16 protein-coding genes are annotated in these 15,982 nt (G+C 63.7%); 2 read left to right on the top strand and 14 right to left on the bottom strand.

Annotation, left to right across the window (positions count from 1 at the left end; all coding sequences use genetic code 11):
* Positions 1-21: 21 nt before the first annotated feature.
* Positions 22-1,029 (top strand): nicotinate-nucleotide--dimethylbenzimidazole phosphoribosyltransferase, encoded by a 1,008-nt coding sequence (gene cobT / locus ACERHN_RS02210; protein WP_415921014.1) that lies wholly within the window; start codon positions 22-24, stop codon positions 1,027-1,029.
* A gap of 3 nt (positions 1,030-1,032) precedes the next feature.
* Here the strand turns inward: cobT and ACERHN_RS02205 are convergent, their stop codons facing one another.
* Together ACERHN_RS02205 and ACERHN_RS02200 are read right to left on the bottom strand one after the other, a co-directional pair.
* Positions 1,033-2,919, bottom strand: coding sequence for a cation:proton antiporter (locus ACERHN_RS02205; protein WP_415921013.1), 1,887 nt, complete (start codon positions 2,917-2,919; stop codon positions 1,033-1,035).
* Between the two features lie 18 nt (positions 2,920-2,937).
* Entirely contained in the window at positions 2,938-3,393 is a 456-nt protein-coding gene (locus ACERHN_RS02200; RefSeq protein ID WP_415921012.1) for an Lrp/AsnC family transcriptional regulator, read from the bottom strand.
* A 138-nt stretch (positions 3,394-3,531) separates the two neighbouring features.
* Between ACERHN_RS02200 and hppD the strand changes: the two genes are divergently transcribed.
* Positions 3,532-4,626: a 4-hydroxyphenylpyruvate dioxygenase gene (gene hppD, locus ACERHN_RS02195; RefSeq protein WP_415921011.1), complete on the top strand. Its 1,095-nt coding sequence runs from the start codon at positions 3,532-3,534 to the stop codon at positions 4,624-4,626.
* Positions 4,627-4,631: 5 nt separating this feature from the next.
* Here hppD and ACERHN_RS02190 read toward each other — a convergent pair whose 3' ends face one another.
* The 12 genes from ACERHN_RS02190 to pufB form a co-directional block, all read right to left on the bottom strand.
* On the bottom strand, positions 4,632-7,076 hold the full coding sequence (locus ACERHN_RS02190; protein WP_415921010.1) for a hypothetical protein: 2,445 nt from the start codon (positions 7,074-7,076) through the stop codon (positions 4,632-4,634).
* A gap of 165 nt (positions 7,077-7,241) precedes the next feature.
* Positions 7,242-8,534, bottom strand: coding sequence for an O-acetylhomoserine aminocarboxypropyltransferase/cysteine synthase family protein (locus ACERHN_RS02185; RefSeq protein ID WP_415921009.1), 1,293 nt, complete (start codon positions 8,532-8,534; stop codon positions 7,242-7,244).
* Positions 8,535-8,610: 76 nt separating this feature from the next.
* Positions 8,611-9,039 carry a hypothetical protein gene (locus ACERHN_RS02180; protein WP_415921008.1) on the bottom strand — a complete coding sequence of 143 codons (429 nt, stop codon included), beginning with the start codon at positions 9,037-9,039 and terminating at the stop codon, positions 8,611-8,613.
* A gap of 137 nt (positions 9,040-9,176) precedes the next feature.
* A complete protein-coding gene (locus ACERHN_RS02175) occupies positions 9,177-10,184 on the bottom strand; it encodes a hypothetical protein (protein ID WP_415921007.1) in 1,008 nt (335 codons plus the stop codon).
* A 90-nt stretch (positions 10,185-10,274) separates the two neighbouring features.
* Positions 10,275-10,538 carry a hypothetical protein gene (locus tag ACERHN_RS02170; RefSeq protein ID WP_415921006.1) on the bottom strand — a complete coding sequence of 88 codons (264 nt, stop codon included), beginning with the start codon at positions 10,536-10,538 and terminating at the stop codon, positions 10,275-10,277.
* Positions 10,535-11,302 (bottom strand): hypothetical protein, encoded by a 768-nt coding sequence (locus ACERHN_RS02165; RefSeq protein WP_415921005.1) that lies wholly within the window; start codon positions 11,300-11,302, stop codon positions 10,535-10,537. Before ACERHN_RS02165 ends, ACERHN_RS02170 begins: the two co-directional genes overlap by 4 nt.
* Positions 11,299-12,369, bottom strand: a complete 1,071-nt coding sequence (locus ACERHN_RS02160) for a Rieske 2Fe-2S domain-containing protein (RefSeq protein WP_415921004.1) — start codon at positions 12,367-12,369, stop codon at positions 11,299-11,301. The genes ACERHN_RS02165 and ACERHN_RS02160 overlap by 4 nt, the downstream gene beginning before the upstream one ends.
* The gene (locus ACERHN_RS02155) at positions 12,366-12,737 is read right to left on the bottom strand and encodes a hypothetical protein (RefSeq protein WP_415921003.1); all 372 of its coding nucleotides are present in this window, start codon (positions 12,735-12,737) and stop codon (positions 12,366-12,368) included. Before ACERHN_RS02155 ends, ACERHN_RS02160 begins: the two co-directional genes overlap by 4 nt.
* Before the next feature lie 121 nt (positions 12,738-12,858).
* On the bottom strand, positions 12,859-13,542 hold the full coding sequence (locus ACERHN_RS02150; RefSeq protein ID WP_415921002.1) for a hypothetical protein: 684 nt from the start codon (positions 13,540-13,542) through the stop codon (positions 12,859-12,861).
* Positions 13,539-15,002 carry a PucC family protein gene (locus ACERHN_RS02145; RefSeq protein ID WP_415921001.1) on the bottom strand — a complete coding sequence of 488 codons (1,464 nt, stop codon included), beginning with the start codon at positions 15,000-15,002 and terminating at the stop codon, positions 13,539-13,541. The genes ACERHN_RS02150 and ACERHN_RS02145 overlap by 4 nt, the downstream gene beginning before the upstream one ends.
* A gap of 91 nt (positions 15,003-15,093) precedes the next feature.
* Positions 15,094-15,432, bottom strand: a complete 339-nt coding sequence (locus tag ACERHN_RS02140; protein ID WP_415921000.1) for a light-harvesting protein — start codon at positions 15,430-15,432, stop codon at positions 15,094-15,096.
* A gap of 12 nt (positions 15,433-15,444) precedes the next feature.
* Entirely contained in the window at positions 15,445-15,600 is a 156-nt protein-coding gene (pufB, locus tag ACERHN_RS02135) for a light-harvesting antenna LH1, beta subunit (RefSeq protein ID WP_415920999.1), read from the bottom strand.
* Positions 15,601-15,982 lie beyond the last annotated feature (382 nt).

The following is a 15,982-nucleotide window of genomic DNA, read 5'->3' as shown; positions in this document are numbered from 1 at the left end:
GAAGCAAGAAAGTTCTGACCCATGTCCTTTGACACGCTTGACGCATTGCGTGCCTTGATGGCCGATCAACCCGAACCGGATGCGGACGCGGCCGCCGGCGCCGCAGACCGCAACGGGCAGCTGACCAAGCCGCCCGGCGCGCTTGGGCGTCTTGAGGATTTGGCGCAGTGGTATGCAGGGTGGCGGGGATCGGCGCGCCCGGCGCTTGAAGCGCCGCAAGTCATTGTGTTCGCGGGCAATCACGGGGTCGCCGCGCGCGGCGTATCGGCGTTTCCGCCCGAGGTGACCGTACAGATGGTTGCAAATTTCGAGGCGGGCGGGGCCGCGATCAATCAACTGGCCAAGGCGTTCGGGGCACGCATGGACGTTGTGCCGCTCGACCTCGACACCCCCACGGCGGACTTCACGCAAACGGCGGCCATGACCGAGGCCGAAGCGGTCGCCGCGTTGCGCGCCGGTTGGGGCGCGGTGGATGCAAGCGCCGATCTGTTGGTCGTGGGCGAGATGGGCATTGGCAACACGACCGCCGCGTCGGCCATTGCGGCGCGCCTCTTTGGCGGGGCGGCTGCGGATTGGACCGGTGCAGGCACCGGCGTTGTCGGGGATGCGCTGGCGGCGAAGACGGCCATTGTGGACGACGCTTTGACACGACACGCGGATGCGGGCGATGGCCTCGATGTGCTGCGCCGGTTGGGCGGGCGTGAGCTGGCCGGGATGGCGGGTGCGATTGCGCGAGCGCGCGCGCTGCGCATTCCGGTGATCCTTGATGGGTTCATCTGCACCGCGGCGGCGGCCACATTGGCCAAGACGACGGACGGTGCGCTTGATCACTGTGTCGCGGGGCACCTGAGCGCGGAGGGCGCGCATGGCCGGATGCTCGATGCACTGGGTAAGGCGCCGCTTTTGTCACTGGGCCTGCGCCTTGGCGAAGGGTCGGGGGCCGCGCTTGCCATTGGTGTGCTCAAGGGCGCGATTGCGTGCCATTCCGGCATGGCAACCTTTGCCGAAGCGGGCGTGGCCGACGGATGACCGCTAGGCCCGCTTTGGTTCTTCGGACCGGGCGGCGAGGTTGAATTCCAGCTCTTTCTCCAGCGCCTTGGCCCGGGCAACGTAGGCCTCGTTCTTGGAGGCGGGAATGTCCGGGTCCCACAGCTCTGCAAGTTGGCGCACGGCGTCCCGGTCGTGGTGATAAAACACCTTTTCCGCTTCTGCCGCTTCGAAATCCGATAGCCCCAACCGTTCCAGCGCATAGCGCCCGGCGCGCAGGGAGCTGTCGAACATCTCACGGATGATATCGTCCGCGCCCGCCTGATACAGGCGGTATACATGCGTGCGGTCATAGGCGCGGGCGATGATATGCAGGTCGGGCCGGATCTGGCGGGCATATCCCACCAGCTTGGTCGCGGCCTTCGGATCGTCCAGCGCCACAACCAGGATCGACGCGGTTTCGATGCCCGCCGCATGCAGGATGTCGGGCCGCGTCGGATCGCCAAGGAACCCCTTGAACCCGAACCGCCGCATCAGCGCGATGGTTTCCATGTTGTGATCCAGAACAACCGTGTTGAACCCGGATGCCTGTACCAGCCGGTTCACGATCTGACCAAACCGGCCGATGCCCGCGATGATCACCGGGCCCTGTTCGTCGATCTCGTCCGGTTCAGCCGTGGGGCCGGTGTCAACCATACGTTTGTTGATCACCTCATAAAGGATAAACATCAGCGGCGTAATCAGCATGGTCAGCGCCACCACCAAAAGCAGCGTTTCGCCCACGCTTTGCGGGATCACGTCCTGGCCCACGGAAAACGCAACCAGCACGAACCCGAACTCGCCCGCCTGCGCGAGGCCGAGCGTAAAGAGCCAGCGGTCGCGCCCCTTGATGCGGAACATCACCGCCAGACCGTAGAGCACGAGGCCTTTGACCACGAGGACGAGGATCGCCATGGACAAAAGGGCGGGCCAGTCCTCGAACAGACGTTCGAAATTGATGCCCGCGCCCACGGTGATGAAAAAGAGGCCAAGCAGCAGGCCCTTGAACGGCTCAAGGTCGGTTTCCAGTTCGTGCCGGAACTCCGAACTGGCCAGCACCACGCCCGCGATGAACGCGCCCAAGGCGGGCGACAGGCCCACAAGCATCATCAGGAAGGAAATCGACACCACGATCAGCAGGGCAAGCGCCGTGTACATCTCGCGCAGGTGGGCGGCGTGGATAAAGCGGAACACGGGCCGGGTCAGGAAGATGCCCGCAAGGATCACGGCCGCCACCGCCGCAATGGTCACCAGCGTCACACCCCACGCGGGCAGGCCATCCACGAGGCTCATACCCGCGCCATGTGCGCCGCCATGACCGTCCCCGTGCCCGTCGATCTCACGCACGATGGAGCCATTGTCGGTCAGGTGGACGGGCAACGATACCGCCAGCAGCGGCAGCAGGGCAAGGATCGGGATGACGGCGATGTCCTGAGACAAAAGCACGGAAAAGACGCTGCGCCCGCCGCTGGTCTGCATCAGCCCCTTTTCCGACAGGGTTTGCAGCACAATCGCCGTCGAGGACAGCGCCAGCGTCAGACCAATGGCGAGCGCCACGCTCATCGGCTGACCATAGGCCATCGCGATTCCCATCAACGCCAGCGCCGACAGCACGATCTGAAGCCCGCCCAGCCCCACCAGCTTGTTCCGCATGTCCCACAGGGCGCGGGGTTCCAGTTCCAGACCAATCAGGAACAACATCATCACCACGCCAAACTCGGCAAAGTGCTGCAAATCCTCGGTCTCGGATCCCACAAGGCCAAGCGCGGGCCCGATGATGATGCCCGCCGCGATATAGCCAAGCACCGACCCCAGCCCAAGCCGCGCGGCAATGGGCACCGCGATCACGGCGGCGGCAAGGTAGATTGAGGCCTGGTAGAGGAAACTTTCCATCGGCGCCTCCCGGCGGGGTCAGGTCGGCAGTGGGCCGTCCTGTTTCAATTGATCCATTACAATCTGGCTGTGCACCTTTGCAACTGCAGGATGCGTGAGCAGCACGTCGTGAATAAGGACATTCAACGCAGGCAGGTCCGCGCAGTACACCCGGAGCAGGTAATCGGCGTCCCCGGTCATGGTCCATGCGCTGGTGATTTCGGGGCGGGTGTCGATCAACCGGGCAAAGCTTGCCGCATGTTCCGCCCCGTGAATGCCCAGATGCACCTGCACGAACCCCTGCACCGTCAGGCCCAGCCGGGTGGCGTCGAGACGGGCGTGGTAGCCCGCGATATAGCCTTCGGCCTCAAGCCGCTGCCTGCGCCGCCCGACCTGGCTTGCCGACAGGTGTAATTGCGCGCTCAACTCTTGCGCGGTGGCGTGCCCATCCGCCTGGAGCGCGGCCAAAAGGCGGGTATCTGCGGAATCGAGCATGTGCGTGTGCTTTGCGTCTTGGGTTTGTTTCGTGCGCGAATCTCGCGCGTATCGGGCATCGGCGTCAAGGTTTTGCGCGCGCACCGCACCGATTTGCGCGTAGGCTTGCCCAAAGCCTGAGCACATTGGAGCACGCCCATGGGTCCTTTCCCGCATGACGCCCCGAAATCGCAGATCACCGCGGACAACCCCGCCGGCACGGACGGTTTTGAATTCGTCGAATTCGCCCACCCCGATCCCGAAGCCCTGCGCATCGTGTTCCGCCGCATGGGCTATACATGCGTGGCCCGGCACAAGGCGCGGGCCATCGAGCTCTGGCAGCAGGGCGATATCACCTATGTCCTGAACGCGGACCCAGAGAGTTTTGCCGCCCGCTTTGTCGCTGAACACGGGCCTTGCGCACCGTCCATGGGATGGCGTGTGGTCGATGCGCAGGTCGCGTATGACCGGGCGGTCGCGTTGGGTGCCACGCCATATGAGGGGACGGGCAAAGTGCTGGACGTGCCGGCGATCTATGGGATCGGGGGCAGCCTGATCTACTTCGTCGACCAGTATTACGACACGTCGCCCTATAACGCCGAATATGAATGGCTGGCGCAGTCCAAGCCACGTGGTGTCGGGTTTTTCTACCTCGATCACCTGACCCACAACGTCCACAAGGGCAATATGGACACGTGGTTCCGGTTCTACGGCGACCTGTTCAACTTCAAGGAAATCCGGTTCTTTGACATCGAGGGCAAGTTTACCGGCCTGTTTTCGCGCGCACTTACATCCCCCTGTGGGCGCATCCGTATCCCGATCAACGAGGATCGCGGCGAGACGGGACAGATCGTGGCCTATCTCAAGAAATACAATGGCGAGGGCATCCAGCACATCGCGGTGGGGTCGGATGATCTCTATGACAGCACGGACGCGATTGCGGATAACGGGCTGAAATTCATGCCGGGGCCGCCCGATGCCTACTATGACCTGTCCAAAACGCGGGTGGCCGGGCATGAGGAGCCGCTCGACCGGATGAAACGGCACGGCATCCTGATTGATGGCGAGGGGGTCGTGGACGGGGGCGAGACGAAGATCCTGCTTCAGATCTTTTCCAAGACGGTGATCGGCCCGATCTTTTTCGAGTTCATCCAGCGCAAGGGGGATGACGGGTTTGGCGAGGGCAATTTCAAGGCGCTCTTCGAATCGATCGAACAAGAGCAGATTGCCAGCGGTGAGCTGGCAGCCGAGTAGCCACCTCAGCCGCTTGGCATTTTCAGGACCACGTTGCGGCCCCCTTTGACATAGCGCAGTTCGCTGTCACCGATGGCGGACACACGCCCGCCGTCAAAGCGGTCCCCCACCTGTACCTTTTGATAGCGGCCGTTGCCGAGCCGGACGAGCGCGCGCCGGTCCGACGGCGTGCCATACACGCCGATCAGGTTGACCCGGCGCAGGTTGATGGCGTTGCGTACTGTGGCCTCGCGCGTGGCAGAGGCTGATGACGGGATGGCGGGTGTAACCGTGCGCGGCGCGACGCTGGCCACACGGGTGTTCGTGTCCACCGTCGACCCGCGGTTTTGTTGCTGCTGCCGCTGCGTGCGCGTCACGATGCGGTTGAAATTGCGTGGCCGCGTCTGCGGGCGCAGGACGGGATCAACCGGGGGCAGGGCCGCGACCACCGGCGCCTCTTCGGTCTCTTCCTCCGGTACGGCCTCGGGGATCAGCTCCTGCGGGGCAGGGGGGCGCAACTGCGGGCGGTACGTGGCCAGCTCGGACCGGAGCAGACCGCCCAGTGTCGCACGTTCGTTCTGTTCCACAAGGTCACCCGGGCGCGCTTGCGGTCGCACCGCGGCCAACAGGCTCTGGCGGTCGACAATTGCCGGGTCTTCGGCAGAGCGGTCGGGTGTCTGCGGCGGCTTTTGCGGCGGCGCGCCGAGGAACACGGTATAGCCGTCGGGGCTGAGCGTGCCGTCGGGCGTCGGAATGATAAAGCCGTTGTCGTCGCGCGCGAAATTGGTGCCCGGAGCGGCGGGGTTCGACACATCGGGCAGTTGATCATCGGTCTGGAACGTCTCGCCTCGCGGCAATGCCACGGCATCGAGCGCAGGGCTGACCGGGTCGATGCTGGTGAGGTAAAAATCCTCCAACGGGATCAGCGGCGGCGCGTCCGGCAGGTCCGGCGCCTTGGGCCAGATCCCAGTCACGGCATAGCGCGCCTCAAGCGCTGCGGCGTCCAGCTCTTCGGGGGCCTGCGGCGCGGGCAGCGGGTCGCGCAGCGCGTCCAGTACGGCGGCGTCTTCTTCGGACAGCCCGTCCGCGAGATCTTCGTTCAGGGACGCAACCGCGACGCCGTCATCACCGGGCGCGTCATCGGACAGGGCGGTGGTCGCGCCCACATCGTCGGCCAGCGCATCGTCCGGAACGGTCGAGGCCAGTGTGCGGTCCCGCTGGAACCACGACGCGATACGGTCATCAAGGTAAACCGAGGCGAGTGCCGCGACACCGGCCATGAACACCAGAAGTATCGCCGTCAGGATGAGCCCGAGATAGCGCGGTTTGCCACCAATCTGACCGGGATCACGCGCCCCGAAAATTGTCATCCGCTGCGCTTCGGCCTGTGCTGTGACAGAGGCGGGCGCGGGCTGGACGGCCTTGCGGCGCGACAGGAAGCCGCCGCGCGGTGCTTTGGGTGCGGGCGCTTCTGCGACCTCTGGAGCGGCGCGCAGGCTGATTGCCGCCGCGGGCGGCGGGGCAAGCGGGGCGGCCTCTGGCGCGCGCGCGCTGAAGCTGGGTGGTGTTGTTGCATCCGGCGATGCGCTGCGTGTGACACCGCCAAGCGATATGGGCGTGGGCGGCGCGGTTGCCGCGCGGCGGCTGGCAAATCCCAGGGCCGGGGCGGGGGACGCCTGGTCACCTTCATCTTCCACGTCCTTGCCGTCGTCCACCGGAGTGAAGCGGGGGGCAGGCGGGGTGTCGGGTGCGGGAGCCGTGTCTTCGGCCACCCGTTTTGGTGCTGGGTCTTCGACCACGGGTTTCGCTGCCACGTCTTCGACGGCGAGGGGCGTGGTGTCAGGGGCGTCCGTTTCCTCCTCCGCGACCGGTTCCGGGGCCGCGACCAACGCGGCGTCATCCGTCTGTGCCGTTTCTGTTTCGGCATCCCCGATGATCACGACGCGCACGCCGTCTGCTTCGACCTCTTCCCCCGGCGCGAGGAGGGCGCGCGCGTGGGCGGCGGTCCCGAACCACGGTTCCCCCATGAACGGTTGATCGTCCGGTGCAGCAACAAAGCACACCGGGTGGAACTGGTGTTCGCTCGCAAAGGCTTCGGCCTCTGCCAGGGTTTCGCGGGCGACAGCCGCGACATGGGTGGTGTCACCGTCCGCGCAAATGTCGAACACCAATGCGTCCACAGCATAAGGCGTGGCGCCGTCCAGCGCTGTACGCGCCGCGTCACGGCGGGCGTTGGGATCCGCGCCGGGTGTCTCGACGCTCAGGTATTTGATCTGGTCATCCGGAATGATCAGTTTGGTGCGCAACGGGCCGTCGTCGAGCGCAGCCGCAGCAGCCCGCAGGTCCGACAACGCGTTCGGCAAGTCTTCGCTTGTCACCGGCACTTCGCCCACACGCCGCCATCCCCCAGCTGCACGGTGCAGCAGGCGGATGCCTTCAAAAGACAGCGATAACGCGAAATTTGGTTTCATGACCGGGGCTTGTCAGCTTCTCTTTAACCACAACGCGGCAGGGTGCCTTGGCGCAAGATAGTCGAGGAACAGCGTTAAGAAAAGTAAAAGGCCGGTCATCGGCAAAGGATCGTATGGATCCCGGTGGGCAGGGACGCGCCGGGCGCGGCGCGTCCCGCCTGAAAATCAGCTGACCGCTTTGGACAGCGCCTGATCAAGGTCTGCAATCAGGTCATCGGCATCCTCGATCCCGATCGACACACGCACCACCTCTGGTGCAGCACCGGCGGCGCGCTGCTGCTCGGCGGTCAACTGGCGGTGGGTGGTCGAGGCCGAATGGATGATGAGTGACCGGGCATCGCCGAGATTGGCCACGTGGCTGAAGATTTCCAGCGCATTCACCAGCTTGACGCAGGCGTCATAACCGCCCTTCACCGCGAAGGTGAACAGGCCCCCCGCACCGCGCGGGCAGATCGTCTTGACCCGGTCAAAATAGGGCGAGGATTTGAGGCCCGCATAGGTGACGTAATCCACGCGGTCGTCCTTCTCCAGCCACTCCGCCAGCTTGAGCGCGTTTTCCACGTGCCGGTCCATGCGCAGCGACAAGGTCTCTATCCCCATCAGCGTGTAATGCGCCGCCTGTGGGTTCATCGTCATGCCCAGATCGCGCAGACCGATGGCAATGCCGTGGAAGGTAAAGGCCAGGGGCCCGAAGGTCTCGTGAAACTTGAGGCCGTGATAGGCGGGCTCCGGCGCGCTGAGCGACGGGAACTTGTCATTGGCGGACCAGTCGAACTTGCCCGAATCCACGACGCAGCCGCCGGTGACGGTGCCGTTGCCGGTCAGGTATTTGGTGGTCGAATGCACCACCAGCGTCGCACCATGTTCGATGGGGCGGCACAGATATGGCGTGGCCGACGTGTTGTCGACGATCAGCGGGATTTCCGCCGCATCCGCGATGGCAGAGATGGCGTCGAGGTCGGTGATGTAACCGCCGGGGTTGGCAATCGCCTCGCAGAACACCGCGCGGGTGTTTTCGTCGATGGCCGCCTTGACAGCATCAAGATCGTCAAAGTCGACAAAGGTCGCTTCCCATCCGAACCGCTTGATCGTCTGGCTGAACTGCGTGACCGTGCCGCCGTAAAGGCGGGTGGACACCACCACATTCAGGCCCGGTGCCATCAGCGGGAACAGCGCCATCAGCTGGGCCGCGTGCCCCGACGAACAACAGACCGCGCCAACACCGCCTTCGAGCGTGGCCACACGTTCCTGCAACACGGCGACGGTCGGGTTTGTCAGGCGCGAATAGATGTATCCAACCTCTTGCAGGTTGAAGAGGGCGGCGGCGTGTTCGGCATCGCGGAACACGAAGGCTGTGGATTGATAGATCGGCGTTTGCCGTGCACCTGTGGCCGGATCGGGCCGGGCACCGGCGTGAATTTGCAACGTGTCAAAGCCGTATGTTGGGCCGTCGGTCATGGGATGCGTCCTTTGTCGTGCGTATTGCGGGTCGCACTACGCTTACGTCAAAGGCATGAGGGGCGGCAAGGGCGGGTCAGGCGATTGCGACCTGTTGCGTGGCATTGAGCGCTTCGGGAAAGGCGGTCACGGTATAGTCGATCATCTCAATGCGTGGGTACAGCGCGCCTGCGTCCTGATAGGTCGCGTACCGGACCTGGTTCGTGCGCAGGCAGGTCCCGTCCGCGTCAAGATGGTCCCATTCCACCCACACGCTGCCATAGCCCCGGACAGTCAGACCATCCGCGACGATGCGCGGACGCAATGTCACCGTCCCGATTTCCATGGCCGCGGCACGGTAAAGGCGCAGCGCCTCGATAAACGTGTCCGCCGCGCCAAAGACCTGCAATTCGCCGCGCAGGAACACAGGTTGGGGATAGGCAAAGAAATTGGACAAGAACTCCATGCGATCCTGCATGAAAGCTTCGGCAAAACAGTTCAGAATACGGTTTTTTTCCTCGGACATAGCCGCCTCAATAGACAAGGTGAAAGTTGACGTTGATGTCGATGAGGTAAGTGCGCACTTTACGCGCGCAAACTCTTTTTTCGACCTGTTTTGTGCCGGAATCGCCGCGATGGGCAAAGTAACGCGGCGTCCGTTGGTTAGCGCATCCAGAAGCCGTTGGATTTGATCCGGTTGCGGATCGCCTGTTCCCGGCGCGGCATGTCGTCGGGATCAAAAAGCGCGCGCACCTTGGCACCGCGCCCCTGATAGACCATGCGCTTGATCGGGTCGTGGGATTTGAGCACTTTCTTGATCTTGTTGGGTGCTGCAACCTCTTCCAGCGTAGCAATCACCGCTTCGCTTTCGCGTGCATACAGCAGCGGGAACATGCGGTAATGGCAGCTGTGCGTGCCATCGAGCGCGCCGTGCACGCTGCTGTGCCGCACCCCGCCAAAGGAGTGGATGACCAGCGGCAGCGCCACCTGATCCAGCCACGGGTCCAGCGTCTGACACACCAGCGCCTCGGGCGGGTCGTCGCGGATGGCCAGCGCGTAGTCGAGGAAGCGTTGACCAAAGGCGTGGGGGCATGCGCCAAAGAAGAAACCCGCGTTGAAATAGAGGTAGCGGCCCCAATATTCATCCGGCTCATTCGGGTCGATGCTGCTGGCGAAATCGAGGCCGAACTTGTCGTAAAGCGACGACCAGATCTCGGTATAACCGGGACCGTAAAGCTCGATTTCCGGCCACGTCCCCTCGCGCCGCATGGATGCGGAGGGTTTGTCGAACTCAAAGGGCAGCGTGCTGATGTCATCGAGGATCAGCGTGTCCGTGTCGAAAAACACAAACGGCTCTCCCTTGGGCAGGGCGGCCAGCATCTCGATCTTGTTGCCATAGGGATACTGCGCACCGAAATGGGGCGTCTCAAACGGTACGATTTCCGCACCCAGATCGGCCAGCGTCTGGCGCACGTCTTCCTGATGGATGCGCGGATCGCCCTCCCAATTGTCGCCGGGCTGTGGTTCGGCCACGAGCAGGCGGCCCTTGAACCCCGGGCTCTTGGCGCGCAGCGATGCGGCAAATAGGATCGCCTCATAAGACAGGCGGCCCTTTTGGCCGACAATTGCGATGTTGAAAGGTGCGGCGGTCGCACTTTTTTTGCGTGGCATGGTCCGCTCTGTTTTTGGCTGCTCTTCTTTGTGCGCAGTATAGGCACAGGGGCCGGGTGCGCAAAAGGGGGCAAAACCGGTCAATACCACCTATTCGGGTGGGCGGTGTACCAGATCATAGAGCTTTTGCAGCACGGTCAGGACCAGAAACGCGCCCACGGCCCAGATCAGCAATTCGAACGGGGCGAAATCGGTGCCCCGCACCCATTGCCCGACAAGCCCCCCTTGGGGGCGCAACGCTTCAACCCCGAACAGCCCGTCGCGCGGCCACAGCCGCAGGGACCAGAACCGCGAAACATAGAACAAAGCCGCCGCCACAAAGGCCACGAGGATCATCCAGACAACACGTCTCATTCCGCATCCTCCCCGGCAAGGCGGATGGTGTCGGGTTCAATCTCCCACACCAGCATATCGCCGCGTTTCGTGACGTTGCCGGCGGCGGTGATGAACTGCGCGACCCAGTGGTACGCGTCGCGGGGCAGGCGGGTGCCGTCGGGACCGGTCACCAGCAGGAATTCCGATCCCATCACCGGCTGGGTGGAGACAAAGATCGGGGGCACGTCACCCAGCAGGCACAGGTTGGCACACGCCTTGTGCGCCAGCCCCCGTCCGGGTCGCATCGCCCCGGCGAGGCATTTGCCGTCACAAATCTCACCGGTCAGTTGCCAGCGTCCCTGCGGCTCTGCGGGGATGTCGGGCACATCGCCTTCGGCGGCCTGCAACCCGTTGCGCCCGCCGCGCAGCTGCATCATGTAAAGATCGCCGCGCTCCAGCACGACGCCCGACACTTGCGCCAGCTGCCCGTTCAGAGGCATCGCGCGGCCGTCGACACCGGATTTGCCACCGGCGGTCATCATGAAGCTGTCGCCCACCGCGATCCGGTCATTGCCTTGCGTCACGTGCAGGATGGGATAGGGGGTCATTTCGACCACGCCGGTCACCGTCTGGCGCCCGTAATCAAAGCGGAACGCGCCGGGGCCGGGGTCATCTTGTGCGGCCCCCATGAGGTAACCGGCACCGGCCAGCCCCCCGATCAGCAGGACCGCAACGGCGATCAGAAATCCACGCAGCGGACCCGGTGCGGGCAGGTAGCCTACGAAAAACGGTTTGTCGCTCATGCCGGGACCTCCGCGCCTTCAGGTGCCGCATCAGGCAGCGGGATGGGATCGACATAGGTGCCGGGCGGGTTTGCGTCCGGGTGCACTTCGACCGTGGTGCCAGTGAGGCGCAGGTTGTATGTCGGCACCTTTTCGGTGAACGGCGCGGGCGAGCGGCCCGACCGGACATCGTATTGGAACCCGTGCCAGGGGCAGGTCACGAGGCAATCGATAATCTTGCCCTCGCCCAGGGGGCCATTCTGGTGCGCGCAGGCGTTTGCAATCGCCGACAGCTGGCCCTCCATCAGGAACACCGCAACCCGGTCGCCCGAGGGCAGGCGCGTGATCTTGGCAAAGCCTTCGCGAAAGGCCGAGGCGTCCGCCACGGGCACCCACACGGCATCTGTTTCCTGTGCCCGGTCGCCCCGTTCGGACCACCACGCCATCAGGTGCAGCACGATCACAGCCCCCGCACCCACAAGGAACAGAATCGTAAACACGTGGTTCTGCTGATCCTGCAGGATGCCAAGGCTCACATGCGCCGCGACCGAGAAATAGGCGGCATAGATCAGGTAGTGCAGCCGTTTCCACACCGGCGGGGTCAGGAACTTCAGCCAGAAATCATGGCTCGTCGCCGCAAGGATCAGGAGGCAGATCAGCGCAAAGATGCCGAAGAGTTCAAACGGGAACCCGGCCAGTTGCCCAAAGCTCGAATTGGCATAAAGCAGGCCCACATATTTGTCGGAACTGGAGAAGGCAAAGTACCAGTTCAGGATATATCCCGCATGGGTCACCGCCACGAAGGCGGTCATGACACCAAAATGCCTGCGATTATAAAGCAGCGGCAAAAACCGCCGGTCCAGCCGTGCAAGCGGCCCGATGCACAGGATCACAGTCAGCATCATGAATGCGCAGGCGCCGAACGCGCGCGCATTATGTATCTGCGGGTTGATGGCCCGTTCATGGCCAAGCGCTTCGGGCGTGACATAGAGGAACACCCACAGGAACGCGGCCACACCGGCCAGCATGATGGCGTCATAGAACCATTTGTTGTTGTTCCACTGGACGGGGATGTATTTGACGCTCATTGCCCGGCCCCCTCGCTCAGTTGCACGGGGGCGATGTCCGCGGGCCAGGACTGGCGGACCGAGAGGCCCGCGATCACGATCACCACGATGCCGATGCTCATGGCGATCACGGCCAGCCCATAGGAGGCGCGCACGGGACGGTAGCGCGCAGCCCAGGGTGCGGCCTCCGCCTCCACCTGCCACCAGCGCCACAGCACCAGCGGCCAGATCAGCAGAACACCGGGGATCAAAAGCGGGCGAAACACGTATGCGCCGCGCGCGTCCTCATCAATCCGGTCGATCCCGATGGTCAGAAACACGGCCGCCACCAGCGCCCCGATGATGCCCCAACCCTGCAAGGCCAGAACGATGGCCTGAGCGACGTCCATGTGGCACCTCTTTGTCTTTCCACGTTTTTCCGGGTGACCGTAACAAGGGAACGCCTGTGCGCAAAGCACGAAACCGGCCGCAAGGGGCCGGTTTCGAAAATTGTGATCAGATATCGGGCGGTCAGCTGGTGGTGGGCCAGCCAAGCGCGTTGGACAGCGGTTTGTCGCCACCTCGGATCACCGAATTCGACCGTTTTCCGCGCGACAGGAGGGCCATGGGCCAGAACGCCTTGGACATGTAGCGCCCGCCGGAAATGACGGACGATTTCCGTTCCTTGCGCGACAAAAGCGGCATGGGCCAGAAGAAGCTGGACCGTGGGCCGGCCTGGCCCTTGGCAGATGTGCGTTCCTTGCGCTCGCTCAGCAGGCGCATGCCGAGGCCGTCGGACACGCGGCCCCCTTCGTACCCGGATTTGTCGAGGCGCAGCGTGAGAAACAGGGGGTGTTCGTCCAGAATGCTGGGCGCCTGTTCGGGCGTGTCCGTCATGTAGTAGTCGTCGACCACATCGCCGGTATCGACCGTGTCCATCTTGGACAGCATATCGCGCACGATGGTGGCGGCGGTCAGGGGGCGGTACGTGGTGCGGACCACAAGAAGGGATTTCCCGGCAGTGATCGCCTTGGCATAGGTGTCGCGCGCGCTCGGGTGGACCAGGGACCCCTCCATCCGGTCATGCGCATCGTTGCCCATCGACGGGTCGATGACGTTGACCGCCCGGCTGGGCACGCCGCGAAAAATGATGCGCTCGCGGGCGTGATCTGCCGATTGCTGGTCGTCGAAGAGACGGGTGATGATCGTGGTCATGGTACCTCCACCGGGTTTGTGTATTGCGTTTGAGCCTGTGGCTCGGCCTTGGTCGGGTTGGCCGCGCGCCAGCGCCCCCGGATGAGCGGGCCCAACGCGATCACCGCAAGGACCAGCATGAAAAGTTCAATCGAGAATACTGCAATATAGGGCACAGCGGTACTGTTTCCAGCGTCCTCAATCCCGCCCAGGATCAGATCGCGCAGAATGCCAGCCGCCGCGATGCCGATGCCCGCCGCCGTGGCCTGCACAGCGCCCCACGCACCCAGAGCCATGCCAATGCGGCCCGCTGGTGCGCCGCGGATCACCGCCGTCAGGGTGGCGTGCCCGAACACGCCCGCGCCGATGCCCGTCGCCAATGTCCCCGCCAGAAAGAGCCCGGTGCCAAGGGTCGTGCCGATCAACTGCGCCGACAGGATGATCAACGCAAAGCCCGGCAGCCCGATCAGAGCGCCCAGCCGGGCAAAGCCCGCCGCATCTGCGCCCTGGCTCAACCAGCGGGAGGCGATGGCAAAACCGCCCAGGGTGCCCGCCGCCAGCAGCGCGGTCAGTTTCGTAGTGCTGGCCACGGTCAGGCCAAGGATTTGCCCGCCATAGGGTTCCAGCAGCACATCCGCCATGCCAAAGCCAAACGTGCCAAGGGCAATGACCGTCAGCAGGCGCTTGGTTCCGGGGATGTGCAGCAATGTCTGCCACGCGTCTGCAAAGCGTTCCGGGCGCTGCGCCTTCATCTCTGCGGCGCGCGCGCGGCTGCGGGCCTCCTGCTTCCAGAGCGCAAAAAGGTTCAGCGCGACGGTCACAACCGCAGCCCCCTGAATGACCTGCACCAGGCGTCCGGGCGTATACGGATCCAGAAGCGCGCCAAACACCAGCGCACTGACGACCATCCCGAACAGCAGCATCACATACATCAGGCCCACGACCTTGGGCTGATCCGCGTCATCCACAAGGTCAGTGGCCAGAGCGAGGCCCACAGTCTGGACCATGTGCACGCCCGCCCCCACAAGCAAAAAGGCAATCGCAGCCGAGGAATAGCCGATCCAGCGGGGCGCATCGACGGCGTCGCCGTAACCCGACAACACCAGCAGCGCGAAGGGCATGATGGCAAAGCCGCCGAACTGATACAGCGTGCCCTTCCAGATATAGGGCACGCGCCGCAGCCCGAGGGCGGATTTGTGCGTGTCCGACCGGAACCCGATCAACGCGCGGAACGGCGCAAACAGAAGCGGCAGCGCAAGCATTCCCGCCACGAGGCTGGCCGGAACGGACAATTCGACAATCATCACCCGGTTCAACGTCCCCGCAAGCAGCACAAGCGCCATGCCAACCGTCACCTGAAACAGCGACAGCCGCAAAAGCTGGCTCAGCGGGACGTCCTCGGACGCGACATCTGCAAAGGGAAGGTATTTCGGCCCCAAAGCCGCCAGTTTGCGCGTGGCAAAAGTGCGATAGTCAAACATGGGTGCATTCGCTGGCAAGCAGGGGACAGGCCGCGCCGGACTGGCGCCAGCCCAAATCGGCCCGCAGGGGGTGCCTGCGGGCCGTCATGGTTCAGCGTGTGATCAGCGCCGCACCGGTCGAGGCGCTGGCATGCTGTTCTGGGGGCTGAAGGATCGCCTTGACCGGCGTTCCGTCGGCCATGATGATCGTCACTTCGTTTGTGCCGGGCAGAACATAACCGGCCTTGGCCGTATTGGTGTCCGTATCCAGCCTCAGCGAGGCTTCGGCGTCACCGGATCCCAGCTCCTGACCGGAGAGGAAGTCCGACACCCACGAGGTGTTGCTGAGCACGGCCACGTGCACCGCAAACGAACCCACGGCCACAGCACTGAGAAACAGTGGCACACCCACGGTCGGCTTCACGACGAGCCACATCTTTGCATTGTTCATGACGCGCCCTCCTTATCCGAGCCAGGGGGTCGCAACCGCGACCAGAATGTGAGCAAGCAGCGCAATCGCGCCAAATACCCGAGTGCCGTCGATGAGGTAGCTATGCACCTCTTCCGCCTCTTCGAGCGTCAACCCGGTGGGCCACACTTTGTCTTCATTGTCCGCCACGTCGAGTTCCTCCGTTATAGGCGTGGACCTGCATCGGAATTTGCCTGTTCCGACCGGCCCTGTGGAATATGACGCACACTGTCAGACCTAGGGTGTCATTAAAAAAGTACATTTGCAACTGTAAATCCTGACTTACAGATCACAAGTGCGCATTATTCCGCATATTTTCGACAGGGATCGCGGCGGTCGACGCTGCCCGGCGGTCTGCGGTATAGCGCGCAATTCAGGCAGGGCGGGGGCGCTGCGGTGGTGCATCACGTTGGAAAGCCCTGTCTTTTCGGAAACAGGGGGCTGGCGACGGCGGGTCCTTGCAGCGTCGCCGCGCGTCGTGTCTTGTGCGGCTTTCGCGGAAACAGACCGACCGCACAGGCCAAGTTCAAAA

Origin of the sequence: Tateyamaria rhodophyticola (assembly GCF_047777875.1) — a bacterium.
In the GTDB taxonomy this organism is placed as follows: Bacteria; Pseudomonadota; Alphaproteobacteria; order Rhodobacterales; family Rhodobacteraceae; genus Tateyamaria.
Note: the sequence above shows the minus strand (reverse complement) of the source record. Positions and strands in the feature narration are given on the sequence as shown.